This is a genomic window from Pseudomonas sp. zfem002, from assembly GCF_032621685.1.
GTDB classification, from domain to species: Bacteria; Pseudomonadota; Gammaproteobacteria; order Pseudomonadales; family Pseudomonadaceae; genus Aquipseudomonas; species Aquipseudomonas japonica.
Map to the genome: position 1 here is coordinate 1 of NZ_JAVYJH010000023.1, position 15547 is coordinate 15547.

Consider the following 15547-nt stretch of genomic DNA (forward strand, 5'->3'; position numbering starts at 1 on the left):
CCGCTGCCTGAAAAAGCACCAGGACTGAAATATTGAGCGGGGTTTTCGCCAGCAACACCGGAGAGCTGTGTTGCTGGCGAAGCTATGTCTGGAGGAATCGTTTTTAAAAAAGTCCTCGAAGACAGTTGCTCCCACATTTGTTGCAACGCGCCATGGCCTGTTGGATTTGAGTTGTCAGCCTTTGTTTTTTCGGCGATGCATCGCGGGGAGGCTGTTGGGCTCGACTCGGTATCGAGTCGAACCAACAAGGCGGTCAACCATGGCCTGACAGACATAGGTACGTTGCAACAAATGTGGGAGCGGGCGTAGCCCGCGATGCGCCGCGCGGGCGGCGCTCGATCTCAAGGGCGCCGCAAGCCCCAAGCCAGTCGCCTCAACGCACCCGAATCTTCGGATCCCCCGCCCCACCCCGCATGGCTTTCAAAAACCCTTCCAGCGGCGCCGGCTCGGCGACCTGCGGCAGTTGGTCCTTGTCCGGCCGCTTGGCCCAGAACCCATCCCACGACGGAAACAGCTCATGAAAGGTCCCGGCATAGGGCTCGCGCCCCGGCCAGCGCATCTTCAAGCCACCGATGGGTGGTTTGTTCAGGTCCGTGGCGTACCAGTAGCACGGCAGGCGCCGGCGGAAGTACCAGCGCCCGTCGATACGCTCGTAGTCGTCCCAGTAGAGCATCTGCATGATCACCCACTCGGGGCCGGTCTCGTGCTCGTTCTTCGAATAGACCACGCCAGTGGCATGCTCCGCGTCGCTGAACTCGATGATGTGCTGGCCCAGGTGATGCGAGGTGCCGTGGAACTGCTTGCGCATGGTCTCGTCGAGCCACGCCTTGAGGTGCGCACGGCCGCTCTGCTCGCGACCGACGCGCACGTCGGCTGCAAAGCAGTTGGCCATGGCGTCCATGTCGCGCATGTCCAGGGCCAGGGCGTACTTGCCGGCAAGCTGGCGGATGGCGTCGAGGGACTCCAGGCGGTCGATGCGCTGCAACAGCGAAACGTCGTCCATGCTCATCAGTCCAGCACCGTGTACAGGTCGGAACTGCGCCCGCCATCGACACTGAGGCTGGCCCCGGTGACATAGGAGGCTTCATCGCTGGCGAGGAACAGGATGGCGTTGGCCAGTTCCACCGGCAGGCCGACACGCTTCATCGGAATGACCTTCTCGGTGTTCTCGCGAGCCCTGGCATCACCGAGCATGCCGGCGGTGGCCGGGGTATCGACCACCCCGGGAATCACCACGTTGCAGCGCACCCTGTGCGGCGCGCCTTCGCTGGCCGCGGCCCGGCTGAAGTTGATCACCGCCGCCTTGGCCGCCGAATAGCCGGCCATCCACGCAGTGCCGAACAGGCCGCAGATCGAGGCGATATTGACGATGGCGCCGCCGCCGTTGCCCTGCATCAGGCGCATGGCGGTACGGGTGCCCCAGAAGGTGCCGTCCACCGTGGTGCTGAAGTTGGCGTGCCAGTCGGCGGTGCTCATGCTGTCGATGCCGCCCCAGGTGTAGGCCATGGCGTTGTTGACCAGGATATCGAGGCGACCGTGGCGCCTGGCCGTGTTTTCCAGGGCGGCGACGTAGCCCTGCTCGTCGCTGACATCGGCCACGGCGATTTCCGCCTGGCCGCCCTGGGCCAGGATCTTCTCGCGCACCTGCTGCAGCGGCTCGGGCCGACGGCCGCAGAGCACCACCACGGCGCCCTCCTCGGCGAAACGCAGGGCGGTGGCTTCACCGATGCCGGAGCCGGCACCGGTGACGAAGGCGATCTTTCCTTGCAGACGCTTGCTCATGTCGACTCCTCAGATAAAGGCCATGCCGCCGTTGACGGCGATGTTCTGCCCGGTCATGAAGCTGGCGTCCTCGCTGGCGAGGAACACCGCGACCCGGGCGATCTCGTCGGTTTCGCACATGCGCCCCAGGGGCACGTTCTTCAGCAGGGCCTGCATGTGTTCGTCGGGGATGCCGGCCATCATCGGCGTGTTGGTCGGCCCGGGGACCAGGGTGTTGACGCGGATGCCGCTGGCCGCCAGTTCACGGGCGATGGAGCGGGTCAGGCCCATCACCGCGGCCTTCGACGCGCAGTAGTGGCTGGGGCCTTCGCCGGTCAGGGCGGCGGTGCTGGAGAGGTTGATGATCGCGCCCCGGCGCTGGCCCTTGAGCATCAGCCGCGCGCCTTCGCGGGCGCAGAGGAAGGTGCCGCCGAGGTTGACCCCGATCACCCGCGCCCAACTCTCGTCCGGGGTGTCGAGGAAGCTGTCGAGGGCGCCGACTCCGGCGTTGTTGACCACGATATCCAGGCCGCCGAAATGCGCCTCGACCAGGCCCATGGCGTCGGCCACCGAAGCGCTGTCGGCGACGTTGCAGGCCAGGGCCAGCACCTGCTCGCCGAGGTCGGCGAGGCTCTCGGCCAGCGCTTCGCGGTGCAGATCGACCGCGACCACCCGCGCCCCTTCGGCGACGAAACGGCGCACGATGGCCTGGCCCATGCCCTGCCCGGCGCCGGTGACGAAGGCCACCTTGTTGTGCAACTTCATAGCGTTCTCCTTGGATGTACGACACGGCCCGCGGACAACGGGCCCTCCCCGGCATGATTGGGCGCGCCCGGACGGCGAACATCGTCCAACAGGACTAGTGGTCTGAACGGACGATGCCGCGCGCCCAGGCAAGGCCGAGCATGCCCGGGTGCATTCCGTGCCGGGCGTGGCTTACCCCTTCGCTCATCCACCGCGCCCGGCCGGTCTGCGCGCCCCTTCCCGGACCAGGAGAATCCAATGAACCAATCCGTAGACCTGCCCTTGCCCGTCGGCCAGTACCAGACCCTGCCCAGCGGCCTGCGCCTGCATTACCTCGACGAAGGCCAGGGTCCCGTGGTCCTGTGGCTGCACGGCAGCGGGCCGGGGGCCAGCGGGTTCAGCAACTTCAAGGGCAACTACCCGGAGTTCGTCGCCGCCGGCTACCGCAACATCCTCCTCGACCTGCCCGGCTTCGGCCGCTCGGACAAACCCGAGGACGTGCAGTACAACCTGGCGTTCTTCATCGAGTGCGTCGCCGCCTTCCTCGGCCAGATCGGCGTCGAGCGCTGCACCCTGCTCGGCAACTCCCTGGGCGGCGCCATCGCCCTGGGCCTGGCGCTGCACCAGCCAGCCCTGGCGCAGCGGCTGATCCTGCTCGCCCCCGGCGGCGTGGAAGAACGGGAAACCTACTTCCAGATGTCCGGCATCCTGCGCATGGTCAGCCTGTTCAACGCCGGCCCCATCGGCATGGCCGAGATGCGCAGCATGATGAGCCTGCAACTGTTCGACCCGTCGATCCTTCCGGAAGACCTGCTGCAGGAGCGCGTGGCGGTGGCCGTGACCCAGCCGAAGAACCTGTTCAGCACGATGATGGTGCCGAACATGGAAAGCCGCCTCGGCGAAATCCACTGCCCGATCCTCGGTTTCTGGGGCAGCAACGACAACTTCAACCCGGTCGGCGGTGCGCAGCGCATCATCGACGGCGCGAAGCAGGCGCGCTTCATCGTGCTCAACCAGTGCGGGCACTGGGTGCAGGTGGAGCACCGCGAGCTGTTCAATCGCAGTTGCCTGGAGTTCCTGCGCTTCGGTTGAACCGGCGCCCTGCCCGGCGTCGCGGCGTCCGTATTGCGCTTGCCTGAAAGCAAAGGGCCATCTATACCCTCTGGCAAGTCAACGAGGGAGGTGTGCGATGGGGGAGCAACTGCGGTTTGCCGTGGCCGGGAACGTCTTCGTGCGCGACGCACCGGAGCGCAAGGGCAAGCGTATCCAGCAACTGCTGTGGGGCGACGAGATCCGCCTGCTGGATGCGCCACCGAGCGGCGACTGGCTGCAGGTCATCGGCCGTCGCGAAAAAGGCTGGCTGCACAAGGACGAAGTGAGCGAAGAGCGCCTGCTGGAGATCAACTTCGTCGATGTCGGCCAGGGCGACGGCGCCTTTCTGGTCACCCCCGACAATCAGCTGGCGCTGGTCGATGCCGGGGCTTCGAGCAACATGCGGCGGTTCCTCTCCTGGCGCTTCAACCTGCGCCTGGACCGCCCGCTGCTCGCAGCCGCAACCACGCCGGGCACGGTGAATTTCGAGTTCGCCCTGATCAGCCACGGCGACAAGGACCACTTCGGCGGCTTCAAGTACCTGTTCGAAAGCCAGCACCTGCAATTCAAGCGGATCTACCACAACACCCTGGTGGAACGTAAGGCCGCCAGCGCCGCGGACGAACTGGGGGCCCGCGGCAAGATCGGCGGGGTGACCTGCTACCTCGACCTGATTGAATCCGGCGAGCAGCTGACGGCATTGCTCGCGCAACACCCGGACTCGCAGAAGACCTACCTCAACCTGCTGGGCGCCGCGGCCCAGCGCTTCGGCCCCGACAGCGTCCGCGGCATCACCAGCGAACAGCGTTACCTGGAAGGCTTCGACGAACAGCACCAGACCCTCGGCGGCAAGCCCCTGAGCATCGAGGTCCTCGGTCCCGTGCCGCTGGCCGGCGACGGCCAGCGCGGCCTACCCAAGCTGGGCAGCGACACCGGTATCAGCAAGAACGGCCATTCGGTGGTCCTGCTGCTGCGTTATGGCAGCCTGCGCTTCCTCCTGGGCGGCGACCTGAACGTCCCCGCCGAGTTGCACCTGCTGCGCCAGAAAACCCAGCGCGAGGCCCCCGCCGCCAGCGACGCCGCCGCACAGTGGGACGCCTACCTGCAGGAGGCGCGCAGGCATTTCGGCGCGGACATCGCCAAGTCCTGCCACCATGGCTCGGCCGACTTCTCCACCACCTTCCTGCGCGCCATCGACGCCACCGCCACGGTCATTTCCAGCGGCGACGAGGAGCCCTACTGCCATCCACGGCCCGAAACCCTGGGCGCGCTCGGCCGCTACGGGCGTGGCGAGCGGCCGTGCATCTTCTCCACCGAGCTCATGCGGTCCTCGCCGGAGTTCAAGTCCTTCAACCTGCGCAGTAGCGAACAGGCCAAGGCGCTGATCGCCGAACTGGAGACTGCCAGTGATCAGCGCAAGCCACAGATCGCCAGGGAGATCGACAGCCTGCTCTCGGCCAAGGAGCGAATCGTCGCCACCTACGGCATGATCACCCTGCGCAGCAACGGCGAACGGGTGCTGATTGCGCAGAAGCTGGAGCGTCCGGGCGGTGCCGGGGTGGAGTTCGACATGCACTGGTTCTCGCGCAAGGACGGCGTGCTGACCCTGGATGATCAGGGCTGATCGCCAAGGCGCGGTTTTCCGCGCCATCCGGCCACGACCCAGGTAATATCCCGCGCCAACGCATGCAGGCCCGATGAACGGTGTCCCGGTTCCAGTGACCCGGAGCGCTCCCGACACTACAGGCCCCCTCCATCACCGAAGGACATCACCATGGGCCGTCTGGCCGCATTTTCCCTGGCAGGCGCAATCGCGCTGCTGAACATCGACACCACGCTGGCCGCGGACGCCAGCGCCGGTACCTTCACCCTCACCCAGCGCTGCGAAGCCTTTCAGTCGTTCAAGAACCAGACCAACCCGGGCGAGCGCTCGGTCCAGCCGGGCCAGACGCTGCGCATCGTCGAGGTCAACCGCGAGCGCTACCAGTGGGTCCGGGTCGACCTGGGCGGCAAGGACCTGCGCTGGGTTTCCGCTGCCTGTGGCCGGGTCGAGGGCCTGCAGATCGCCGAGACCGGCACCCAGGCCTGTCGTATCCCCGACCAGTACGACAGCCACGTGCTGGCGGTGACCTGGCAGCCCGGCTTCTGCGAACGCGACAAAGGCGGACCGGCCAAGCCTGAATGCCAGGCGATGAAGGAAGGCGAACTCAAGGTCGACCACTTCACCCTGCACGGGCTGTGGCCGAACAAGCAGGCCTGCGGCATCGACTACGGCAAATGCGCCGGCCCCGAGCTGGACCTGAGCGAGGCCACCGTCGAGTACATCAGGCCGTGGATGCCCAACTTCAATTACGGCACCCAGTTCGGCAATCACGAATGGAAGAAACACGGGGTGTGCCAGACGGCACTGAGTGATGACGAGTACTTCCGCCTGGCCGTCGACCTGGTGAAGTCGTTCAACGACTCCAGCGCCGGCGCGTACGTGCGCGGCAATGCCGGAGGCGAGATGTCCAAAGCGCAGTTCTATTCGAAACTGACCGATGACTTCGGCAACCAGGCCGTGCAGAACAACGTGCAACTGATCTGCAGCGGCGACTACCTGAAGGAAGTCCGGGTAGCGTTGCCGAAGGACTTCCAGGGCGAGCGCTCGCTCAAGGGCGCGATCGGCCAGGCCTTCCTCTCCGCTCGCGGCAGCGATCGCAATGAGTGTCGTGATGACAGGATTCGTATCGAGGCCAGTGGGCCGGGGGCCTGATTGTTGGGACTGCCCCTGAGCCCTGCGGGAAACCTGCCTTTACCTGGATGAAACAGGATCGGCATCTTCGGTTTTCCGCGGGGCCTCATGGGGCATAGGTCTCTACACATTTTTATCGCTTCTGCTTTTCTTGCGCAGAACGTTCAGGCGCCGCCAACGCGGCCCCTCACAACTCTCGTAGCGAAATGAACAGGGCTATCCAAACCATAGAGAATGTGATGAGTAACTTTTCGAGACTCATTAGTTTTCCGATGTGGGTTGGTAGTTTGAGGATACCCCTCACAGTTGAAGGGGCATCATCTGGTGCGGGACTAAAATGGACTTTCACTCTTCAGCGTTGACAAGACCCCGACCAAGATCATCCAGGTCAGTGTTGTGATTGAAAAGAAGAATTCGAATCTTATGATCCGTTCCAGTCTCTTGGGGAAAACGTTCATATCACCCTTGTCAAGATCTCCGTTATGCATGAAGGTTTTTTTGAATACGATGAGTCCGGCGATCAGGCTGAAAACCAGGGATTTTGAAACAAGGCCATTTGTATTTATATTTCTAGCAAGGGACTGCGCGTACAAGCTATTTGGCAAGGCCCCCAGCAAAGAAGAAAAATACCTGTGGCTTACGAATAGCTTTATGCCGATATTGATAAATGCAACAAAAAACCCACCGCCTACAAACAGGAGTGCAATATTGTATGGCCATGAGTTCATGTCACTGAGAGTCATATGAAGTCGCCTTTGTAAATCAACTCACCCAGGTGTTCACCGCCCCGCCCGCCAAGTTCGCCTCCTCCCCACGCTCCCGCACCTATTCCTATACCCGCACATAAGGTTCTACCGACTGGGTTGAATCCTATTACGGCACACAGTCTTGGAGCCAGTTGGCCGCCCACCGCTCCGGCTAGATAACCGATAGAGGTAGACCCAATGAATTTCCCTCCTTCTGTCATCGCGATTCTTTCGCACTTATCTGTAAATCCTTCAGTGCATACTTCCAGAATATCCGAAAGCGATGAAACAAAACCAAGGCCAATCGCTACATATCCCCCGCGCTTCATGTATTGGGTGGCCTTTGCCATTGCATCTATGTGCCTGGCATATCCAGGTATGTCTCCAACGCCCACCTTTTTCCAGTGGTGAGCGAGGCTTTTTGTGGAAATACCCAAGGCTTTTTTCAGCGTTGGATGATCCCCTAAAGTAGTCAGGTTTCGTATTTTTCTCGAATTGAATAACTGGCCATCAAGTTCTGAAATCCATCTGTTACGGGCGGTTGTGTATTCCACGCCTTTAAATTTCTTATCTCCTCGAATAAAGGCATCCTGGACGATGCGTTGACCATCTCTCATTGTATTGGTCAACTTGTCCAAGTGCTTTTCCATCACTGTCATGGTGACGCCCGCCCATGTCGACGTGCTGCCGAGAAAGGAGGCGATGTCGCCGTGATACTTGCTCATGAAATCCGCATCTTCCGGCGTCAGGTCAGCCAACGCCACACCTACCTCTTCCGCCCCCCCCATCAGATGCGCTTCTTCTCGCATGCACATGTAGTTGCGCGGATCCGCGAGCACCACCAACTGCCCCGCCTTGACGATACCGTCGCCCAGGCTGCCATTCAGGCCATTGAACTTGCGCATCACCTCCGATGAAGGCGCATCGCCGAACAGCTCGGCGACCAACTGCTGGCGGGAGATGGATTGCGGCACGATATAGAAGCCTGGCTCGGCGGGCTCGTCGTCCTGTTCCGTCGAGAAGGGCGAGGCTGGTGCGATGGGGAATGCTGTGGGGTCAGGCGGAGTGGGTGGTGTTGTCCGGGCAGTAGCGGCTACTGCAGCCGGGCTGGCCATCCGGGTGGAACGCGCCGGCGGGTCCTGGGCGATCAGTCGATTGCTGCCAGCGGGACAACCACATTGCACCTGAGCACCATGCAGTGCAGTCGGCGCGCCATGCCACTTGAACCCTGCCCAACCCTCGACGATCGAGCCCTGCTGGCCACAGCGCGGGCATTTGCTGGTCTTGTCGCCGACCCGCAGTACGCCGCGGTTGCCTTGAGTCGAGTTGGGCAGGCTGCTGTAGCAGACAGCGCCGGTGGTGGTTTCGTCGCCGTGCAGGCCCTGGCCGAGGCCGTTGAATGTCGAACGGGTCATGGCTCAGTCCTCGCTCTTGCCGAGACGCACGTTGCTCGAAAGGCCTTCGTCGGGAATTCGTTGGGTAAGGCATTGCATGGCATGGCTCCTTGCTCATAAGCACCGCCTGTTTCTTCGGAATGAAAATGCAGCGGTGCGTGTCGGTTGGGAACCTGCAACCCTGAAAGCTTGAGGCTGGGAAAAACATCGGATGCGTCTGACAGGCATGTAGGGATTTTTTGAGAGGGGATGGACATAAATCGTGTGAGGACCCTGGTGGCCTCATCGCTGCATAGGTATCTACAGATATTTTCCGTTTCTGCCTTTCTTGCGTAGAACGTTCAGTCGATACCTCCACTCGGCCGGCTGACGGGCCTATTTGGCGGCGTTCAGGCGACTTGTGAAAGAAGAGCAGAGCCGGGAATCAAAGAGGTGTAGATACCTATGCTCATGGAGCATTGCGGTTGTGCCTTTCAGGCTTTTCGAAAGTGCAGAAAAACAGCGGCAACCAGGCAAGAAAACCCGAACACGACAAAGACACCGCACGAGAGCATGAGCGATCTGTTCTCCACCTGGCGAACATAGGCCCGCAGGAGGGGATCGAAGAGCTGGATGCCTTGCAGAGAGCGAACTCGCTGGACAATCACCTTGCCGTCGACATATTCGATATCCACCAGCACCTTGCTGCCCTTTTTCACCTGGGCCAAGGCGTAAGGTCGTTTCGCTGAGTATGCCGGTGCTCTGTCACGCATCCCTTCAGGCACCACATAGCGCACGGCAAAGTAAAACAGCGAACGGTCTTCCGACCATGGTTCCGGCTCGGTACTCACGTATCCGCTCACGGCTATCCACTGACTTTCCGATGACGGAACGGGTTTCTGCCAGAAAGCAGACATGAATACGATTGCCAATCCCGTCAATCCAAAGCCGGTGGCCCACAAGACCCTCAGTCTCAATGGGGGTGGGAGCCCCATGACCAACTTTATCCAGGCGAACATTCAACTCGACCCTTCCGTTCAGCAATATCCGTCTTGCGCTCCGTTACGATCGGCGTTGGTTTCAGGCATCCCTGTCGACGCAAGAGCGGCGAGTTCCGTCTGCGATTGGCCGTTAAGTGACTCGATACTGATTTCCACCTGTGCAGCTTATTTTCAGGCCGACTATCGAAGCGCTGCGAGAGCCAATTTGAATTCAGGAAGCAGGGAGATAGAAATAAGACGCATCCGCTCTTTGCGAGGGATGACAATAGATTTCTGGAATTACAGTTCCGACAGATTCGTAGAGTTTTTCCTACGAGAAGAAATAAATCGAGCAGCACGGTGAGTCCGTGGCCAAGACCCGGACCCACCGCACAATCATCCTCCCTCGGCCAGTCACCCCGCCGCCGGTACTCGATTCAATTCCGCATCCCCCGGCTGGCCCAGCACGCACGACGTCCCGCCCGGGGTATACATCATCGCCACGCAGCGATTGCACGCCGTGCAGCGGTTGCTGCGCCCTTCGCCGTTGGCCAGCTTGTTCACGTAGCCCGGTTCGGCGATCAGCGCGCGGCCCATGGCGACCAGGTCGAAGCCTTCGCTCATGACCTGCTCGATGCTGCTCAGGCTTTTCGCCCCGCCCAGGTAGGCCAGCGGCATCTTCACCGCGGCGCGGACCTTGCGCGCGTGCTCCAGCAGGTACAGCTCGCGAAACTCCACCACCGGGTCGGTCATGCGCTGGATAGCCATGGCCAGGGCGATCACCGGGTTCTTCTGCTGCACGCGGTTTTCCTTGGGGAAGGACGAACCGAACATGGTGGTGATCGACTCGGCGTTCATCCCGGCGCTGAGCACCAGCAGGTGCGCGCCCTCTTCTTCCAGCATGCGCGCGATCTTCGCGCCGTCCTCGGCGCTGTTGCCGGCGCGGGTGCCCTCGGTGATGCTGTATTTGCAGATCACCGCCATCTCCCGACCCACCGCATCGAGCACCGCGCGCAGCACCCGGCGCGGGAAGCGCAGGCGGTTTTCCAGGCTGCCGCCGTACTGGTCGCGGCGCTTGTTGTAGAGCGGCGAGATGAACTGGCTGAGCAGGTAGCCGTGGCCCATGTGGATCTCCACCGCATCGAAGCCGGCCTCGCGGGCCAGGCGCGCACCCTGGGCGAAATCGGCGACCACCTGCTGCATGTCGGCCTCGGTCATGGCCTGCTTGAGGAACATGCCGCTCATCATGCCGATCTTGTTGAAACCACCGCTGGCCGACAACGGCCGCCGGGTCGCGCGCTCGCGGATGAAGGTGAAGCAGCCGCCATGGGTGATCTGCGCGCTGGCCAGGCCGCCGTTGGCGTGCACGGCATCGGTCAGGGCACGGAAGTGCGGCAGGCTGGCCGGTTCCAGGATCAACTGGTTGGGCAAGGTGCGGCCATCCCGGCTGACTGCGCAATAGGCGACGGTCGTCAGGGCCACACCGCCACCCGCCAGGTTGGCATGCAACAGCGCCAGTTGCCTGGACGGCACGCCGCCTGCGCTCATGCCTTCGTTGGTGGCAGCCTTGATAAAGCGGTTTTTCAGGGTCAGCGGGCCAATGGTGAGCGGGCTGAACGGCGATTGCGTGGATTTCATGACGGGCCTCGACGGTTGGGCAAAGCAGTCGGCCACGTCGCGAGGACGTGGCCGCTGGCCTCAGAAGGTGTATTTGGCGTTGAACGACAGGTAGTCACGGTCGGCCATCAGGCGGCCCTGGGCGACATCCGGCGAGCTGAGGTAGGCGACATAGGTCAGGCCGACCTGGAAGTTGCCCAGGTACTTGAAGTCGCCACCGACGGTCAGGCGTTTCTCGTCGCGGCCCAGGCCCTGGTAGGCGCTGCCGTCGACGTTCTGCGTCCAGACTACCTTGGTGGTCAGGTCCAGGCCGTTGGCGATGGACGGGTAGTCCATGTAGGCGCCGATCCCCAGCAGGGTCGAGCCGCGGGTCTGGGATTTCGATTCGAACTCATCGTAGACCCCATCCACACCGGGCCCACCCCCACTCACCACCAACGTGTCGACATCCTCGATGCGCTGGTGCACCACTTCGCCCATGAAGGTGGTCTGCTGGGCGAGGAAGCTCGGGCCGAGGATGTACGAGGCATTGAGGTTGCCCTGCCAGATCCGCCCGGTGGTCGGCGCGCCGTTGTTCAGGTACACCGAGGCACCGTCGCGCAGGCTCAGGTCGCCGGCGTACTGCACCGAGTCGCCGACCTTGGAACTGAAGCTGATGCCGGTCAGCTTGACGTCCTCGAAGTAGCCGAGGCGGTACTGCGGCGCCGCGTCCGCGGTGCTGTGCCGGGCCAGGCGCGGCAGCGAGGAGTACTGGGTGTGCCCGCTGAAGTCGAAGAACAGCGAGCCGATCCGCTCGTGGTAGCGGTAGTGGAACAGGCCGACCTCGGTGTTCTCGGTGATCCGGTAGCGCACGCCGAGGCCCCACTGGCCGCTGTCCCGCGGCTTCAGCTCGCCGGCATAGTTGACCGCGGTGAAGCTCTGGTCCGGCAGGTTGGCGATCACGCCCGGGGCCAGCCGGTAGAACTCGGCACCAGGGCCGAAGGTGTCGCTGCCGAAGTAGTCGCCGACCGGGTTGAGCTGGGTCTTTTCCCATTCGTACTGGTAGTAGCCGACCAGGGCCAGGTCCTCGTTCAGCGACCACGATGCGGAGATCTGCCCCACCGGCAGGTAGGAGTCCTTGGCCTCGGTGCCGGGCACGTTGAACTTGGTCGCGTCCACCGGCGCCTGGCCCTGGCTGATGTTGGCCCAGAACAGGCTCTCGCCCCAGGCCACCAGGTGGCGGCCGGCCTTGACCGACAGGTACTGGGTTTCGCCGACGTCGAAGTTGCCGTAGACATAGGCATCCAGCAGGCGCGCCTTGCTGCCGCTGAGGCGCCGGGTGTCCTCGCCGAAGCCGTCGGCGCGACCGACCTTGTTCACCGTGGCCGGCGAGTCGTTGTCGTTGCGCTGGTGATAGACGTCATCGTAGAAGTGGCTGCCGCGCAGCACCGCGCCGAGATTGTCGTGCTTGAGCATCAGCTCGCCGAACAGGCTGACACGGTTGTTGATCAGCGCGCCACGCTTGAAGTTGCGCGTGCCGTCGTCGTTGTTGAGGTCGTTGAGGTACTCGTGGGCCGGCTTGGCGGTGCGCATCGAGGCGGTGTAGTTGACCGTCAGCGACGACTCCAGGGTGGTGTTCTCCCCCAGTTCGAAGCTCGGCCCGGCGCTGACCGTGCCGCTGCCCAGGGCGACGGCCAGGGCCAGCAGGCCACGCGGGGTACGGGCGATCCGGTGATGCAAAGACATGCTCCTCTCCTTTCTTGTTGTTGTTCGGACTTGCCAGCGCAGGGTGGAACAGCGCCGGCAAGGGCACATCGTCCGTTTGGTGAAACTCAGGCGCTGGCCACCAGGGCACGCAGTTCGTTCTTCGCCACCTTGCTCGACGCATTCAGCGGCAAGGCCGTGAATACCCGCACCTGGCGCGGCACCTTGTAATTGGCCATGCGCTCGCGGCTCCAGGCGATCAGCTCGGCTTCGGCCAGCGCCCGGCCCTCGCGCAGCACCACGCAGGCGCAGCCCACCTCGCCCATGCGCGGGTCGGGAATGCCGATCACCGCGACCTGGGCGATGGCCGGATGGGCGATCAGCGCCGCCTCGATTTCCGCCGGGTAGCAGTTGAAGCCGCCGACGATGTACATGTCCTTGAGGCGGTCGGTGATCACCAGGTTGCCCTGCGGGTCGAGGCGCCCGACGTCGCCGGTGTGCAGCCAGCCATCGGCGTCGATGGCTTCGGCGGTGGCCGCGGGGTTCTCGAAATAGCCCTGCATGATGTGGAAGCCGCGCAGGCAGATTTCCCCGGTCTCGCCGCCGGGCAGCGCCTGGTTCTGCGGGTCGCGGATGCTCACTTCGGTGCCCTTGAGCGCGCGCCCGCTGGTGCCGGCGATGGTCTGCGCCGAGTCGTTCGGGTCGCAGAGGGTCGCCAGGCCGCCGCACTCGGTGAGGCCGTAGGCGGTGGTCACCACGCTGAAGCCCAGCTCGTTGCGCATGCGCTCGATCAGGCTCGGCGGGATGCTCGCCGAGCCGGTGACGGCGATACGCAGGCTGGACAGGTCGGTCTCGGCCAGGCGCGGATGGGCCAGCAGCGACAGGTACAGGGTCGGCGCCCCCGGCAGCACGCTGATGCGTTCGCGGGCGATGCGCTGGAACACCGCGTCGGCATCGAACACCGCGTGGGGCAGGATGGTCGCCCCGGCGATCAGGCAGGTCAGCCAGCCGGCCTTGTAGCCGAAGGCGTGGAAGAACGGATTGACGATCAGGTAGCGGTCGCCGGGGACCAGGCCGATGACTCGCACGTATTCGCTGAAGGCTCGCAGGTTCTGGCCATGGGCGCTCATCACGCCCTTCGGCTTGCCGGTGGTGCCGGAGGTGAACAGCAGGTCGCACATGGCCTCGGGGCCGATGGACAGGGCGCGGCGTTCGGCGGTGAGTTTCTCGATGGTCAGGGCGCCGGTGAGGAATTGGCGGTAGCCGAGGTCGCGGCGGTCGCTCGCGCTGTCGGCATCGAGGATCACCTGGTGTTCCAGGCTGGCCGGGCGGTGCGGTGCGAGCAGTTCGAGGTAGTCGACATCGAGGAAGCAGCGCTGCACGAACAGCACCCGGCAGCCGCTGCGCTCCAGAATATCGGCGGCCTCGACGCCCTTCATCCGCGTGTTGACCGGCACCAGCACCGCGCCGGCGCAATGGATACCCAGGGCAGCGAGGATCCACTGGCGACTGTTCGGCGCCCACACGGCGACCCGGTCGCCAGCCTGGATGCCCAGGGCCATCAGGCCGCGGGTGATGGTCATGACCTGCTCGGGCAGGTCGGCGTAGTCCAGACGCTCGCCGTGTTCTTCGATGGCGGCGTACCCGGCGAAACGCCGGGCGCTGGCGAACAGCAGCCGGGCGATGCTGCTGGGCGCCTCGGTGGCGGTGACGGCGGGATTCAGGCTCGGATCGGTCATGGGCTCGTTCATCATTCGGGGAAGCGGATACGCAATTGCGCGCTGGTGGGCACGGCCTGGCAGGCGAGGATCCAGCCGTCGGCCAGTTCGTCGGCGTCCAGGGCGTCGTTGATCAGCAGCTCGACCTCACCGCTTTCCAGGGTGCACATGCACGACGCACAGCCGCCGACACGGCAGGCGCTGGGCGGGTTGAGGCCGGCGCGGCGCATGGCGTCGAGCACGGTTTCGCCGCTGTCCACGGCCAGGCTGTGGTCCTCGCCGTCGAGGCGCACCGCCAGTTGCGCGGCCATCGCCGCTGTGCTCGCCACCTGGGGCAGTTCCTCGCCTTCGCCGGGCAGCGAGACGAAGCGTTCGACATGCACCCGGCCGTTGGGCATGCCCAGGCTTTTCAAGGCCTCCACTGCGGCGTCCATGAACGGCCCCGGCCCGCAGATGAAGGCCTGGGCATCGACGAAGGGACGTGCCAGCTCGGCCAGTTGCGCGCTGGCCGGCACACCCTGGATCGAGTCCAGCCAGTGGACGATCTGCAGGCGCTGCGGATGGGCGCTGGCCAGTTGGCGCAGCTCGTCGCGGAAGATCACCGAGGCTTCGTCGCGGTTGGCGTAGACCAGCAGGATCCGCCCTCGCCCGCCCAGCAGCGCCGAGCGCAGGATCGACAGCACCGGGGTGACCCCGCTGCCACCGCCGAACAGCAGCAGGTCGTCGTCCAGCGAGCGCGGGACGAACACCCCCGCCGGCGGCAGGACCTCCAGCTGCTGGCCTTCCTGCAGCGCTTCGCACAGCCAGTTGGAGGCCCGGCCGTCGCGCACGCGCTTGACCGTCACCCGCAGCGGTTCATCCAGCAGCGGCGTGCTCGACAGTGAATAGCAGCGCGGCAGCCAGCCCCCCGCGAAGGGCACGCGCAGGGTCAGGAACTGGCCCGGTCGATAGCGGAAGCGCTCAACAAGATGCTCGGGTACCTCGAACACCAGCGAACGGGCATCGGCGGTTTCCTCGATCACCCGCGCCACGCGCAGGGCAAGATAGTCAGTCATGGTTCGGTACTCGGTGCGGCCTGCCCGTGGGCCACGGGCAGGCG

14 protein-coding genes are annotated in these 15547 nt (G+C 63.9%); 3 read left to right on the forward strand and 11 right to left on the reverse strand.

Annotated elements, in window-relative coordinates:
• The 4 genes from RTI28_RS22945 to RTI28_RS22960 form a co-directional block, all read right to left on the reverse strand.
• The coding region (locus RTI28_RS22945; RefSeq protein ID WP_316922574.1) for a hypothetical protein at positions 1–248 on the reverse strand (248 nt) is incomplete at its 3' end.
• 125 nt (positions 249–373) lie between these two features.
• Positions 374–1003, reverse strand: coding sequence for a nuclear transport factor 2 family protein (locus RTI28_RS22950; protein ID WP_316922732.1), 630 nt, complete (start codon positions 1001–1003; stop codon positions 374–376).
• Positions 1004–1008: 5 nt separating this feature from the next.
• Complete coding sequence (locus tag RTI28_RS22955) at positions 1009–1782, reverse strand: SDR family NAD(P)-dependent oxidoreductase (RefSeq protein WP_316922575.1); 774 nt, start codon at positions 1780–1782, stop codon at positions 1009–1011.
• Between the two features lie 9 nt (positions 1783–1791).
• Positions 1792–2526 (reverse strand): 3-oxoacyl-ACP reductase family protein, encoded by a 735-nt coding sequence (locus RTI28_RS22960; protein ID WP_316922576.1) that lies wholly within the window; start codon positions 2524–2526, stop codon positions 1792–1794.
• Positions 2527–2763: 237 nt separating this feature from the next.
• Between RTI28_RS22960 and RTI28_RS22965 the strand changes: the two genes are divergently transcribed.
• From RTI28_RS22965 to RTI28_RS22975, 3 genes are all read left to right on the forward strand, one after another.
• Positions 2764–3597 (forward strand): alpha/beta hydrolase, encoded by an 834-nt coding sequence (locus tag RTI28_RS22965; protein ID WP_316922577.1) that lies wholly within the window; start codon positions 2764–2766, stop codon positions 3595–3597.
• A gap of 97 nt (positions 3598–3694) precedes the next feature.
• The gene (locus tag RTI28_RS22970) at positions 3695–5221 is read left to right on the forward strand and encodes a hypothetical protein (protein WP_316922578.1); all 1527 of its coding nucleotides are present in this window, start codon (positions 3695–3697) and stop codon (positions 5219–5221) included.
• A gap of 150 nt (positions 5222–5371) precedes the next feature.
• Positions 5372–6352 (forward strand): ribonuclease T2 family protein, encoded by a 981-nt coding sequence (locus RTI28_RS22975; RefSeq protein WP_316922579.1) that lies wholly within the window; start codon positions 5372–5374, stop codon positions 6350–6352.
• Positions 6353–6663: 311 nt separating this feature from the next.
• Here RTI28_RS22975 and RTI28_RS22980 read toward each other — a convergent pair whose 3' ends face one another.
• The 7 genes from RTI28_RS22980 to RTI28_RS23010 all read right to left on the reverse strand — a co-directional run bounded on the left by RTI28_RS22980 (position 6664) and on the right by RTI28_RS23010 (position 15503).
• A complete protein-coding gene (locus tag RTI28_RS22980; RefSeq protein WP_316922580.1) occupies positions 6664–7074 on the reverse strand; it encodes a hypothetical protein in 411 nt (136 codons plus the stop codon).
• A complete protein-coding gene (locus RTI28_RS22985) occupies positions 7071–8492 on the reverse strand; it encodes a PAAR domain-containing protein (protein ID WP_316922581.1) in 1422 nt (473 codons plus the stop codon). The genes RTI28_RS22980 and RTI28_RS22985 overlap by 4 nt, the downstream gene beginning before the upstream one ends.
• Before the next feature lie 452 nt (positions 8493–8944).
• Positions 8945–9301, reverse strand: coding sequence for a hypothetical protein (locus tag RTI28_RS22990; protein WP_316922582.1), 357 nt, complete (start codon positions 9299–9301; stop codon positions 8945–8947).
• A gap of 543 nt (positions 9302–9844) precedes the next feature.
• Positions 9845–11068 carry an NADH:flavin oxidoreductase gene (locus RTI28_RS22995; protein ID WP_316922583.1) on the reverse strand — a complete coding sequence of 408 codons (1224 nt, stop codon included), beginning with the start codon at positions 11066–11068 and terminating at the stop codon, positions 9845–9847.
• Between the two features lie 60 nt (positions 11069–11128).
• On the reverse strand, positions 11129–12772 hold the full coding sequence (locus RTI28_RS23000) for a DUF1302 domain-containing protein (RefSeq protein ID WP_316922584.1): 1644 nt from the start codon (positions 12770–12772) through the stop codon (positions 11129–11131).
• Between the two features lie 86 nt (positions 12773–12858).
• Positions 12859–14469 (reverse strand): FadD3 family acyl-CoA ligase, encoded by a 1611-nt coding sequence (locus tag RTI28_RS23005; RefSeq protein ID WP_316922585.1) that lies wholly within the window; start codon positions 14467–14469, stop codon positions 12859–12861.
• Between the two features lie 11 nt (positions 14470–14480).
• On the reverse strand, positions 14481–15503 hold the full coding sequence (locus RTI28_RS23010; protein WP_316922586.1) for a ferredoxin--NADP reductase: 1023 nt from the start codon (positions 15501–15503) through the stop codon (positions 14481–14483).
• Positions 15504–15547: the final 44 nt, after the last annotated feature.

Excerpts from the sequence above, each read along its gene's own strand:
- RTI28_RS22950 (WP_316922732.1), bottom strand. The coding sequence starts at position 1,003 with ATGGACGACGTTTCGCTGTTGCAGCGCATCGACCGCCTGGAGTCCCTC.
- RTI28_RS22955 (WP_316922575.1), bottom strand. The coding sequence starts at position 1,782 with ATGAGCAAGCGTCTGCAAGGAAAGATCGCCTTCGTCACCGGTGCCGGC.
- RTI28_RS22960 (WP_316922576.1), bottom strand. The coding sequence starts at position 2,526 with ATGAAGTTGCACAACAAGGTGGCCTTCGTCACCGGCGCCGGGCAGGGC.
- RTI28_RS22965 (WP_316922577.1), top strand. The coding sequence starts at position 2,764 with ATGAACCAATCCGTAGACCTGCCCTTGCCCGTCGGCCAGTACCAGACC.
- RTI28_RS22970 (WP_316922578.1), top strand. The coding sequence starts at position 3,695 with ATGGGGGAGCAACTGCGGTTTGCCGTGGCCGGGAACGTCTTCGTGCGC.
- RTI28_RS22975 (WP_316922579.1), top strand. The coding sequence starts at position 5,372 with ATGGGCCGTCTGGCCGCATTTTCCCTGGCAGGCGCAATCGCGCTGCTG.
- RTI28_RS22980 (WP_316922580.1), bottom strand. The coding sequence starts at position 7,074 with ATGACTCTCAGTGACATGAACTCATGGCCATACAATATTGCACTCCTG.
- RTI28_RS22985 (WP_316922581.1), bottom strand. The coding sequence starts at position 8,492 with ATGACCCGTTCGACATTCAACGGCCTCGGCCAGGGCCTGCACGGCGAC.
- RTI28_RS22995 (WP_316922583.1), bottom strand. The coding sequence starts at position 11,068 with ATGAAATCCACGCAATCGCCGTTCAGCCCGCTCACCATTGGCCCGCTG.
- RTI28_RS23000 (WP_316922584.1), bottom strand. The coding sequence starts at position 12,772 with ATGTCTTTGCATCACCGGATCGCCCGTACCCCGCGTGGCCTGCTGGCC.
- RTI28_RS23005 (WP_316922585.1), bottom strand. The coding sequence starts at position 14,469 with ATGACCGATCCGAGCCTGAATCCCGCCGTCACCGCCACCGAGGCGCCC.
- RTI28_RS23010 (WP_316922586.1), bottom strand. The coding sequence starts at position 15,503 with ATGACTGACTATCTTGCCCTGCGCGTGGCGCGGGTGATCGAGGAAACC.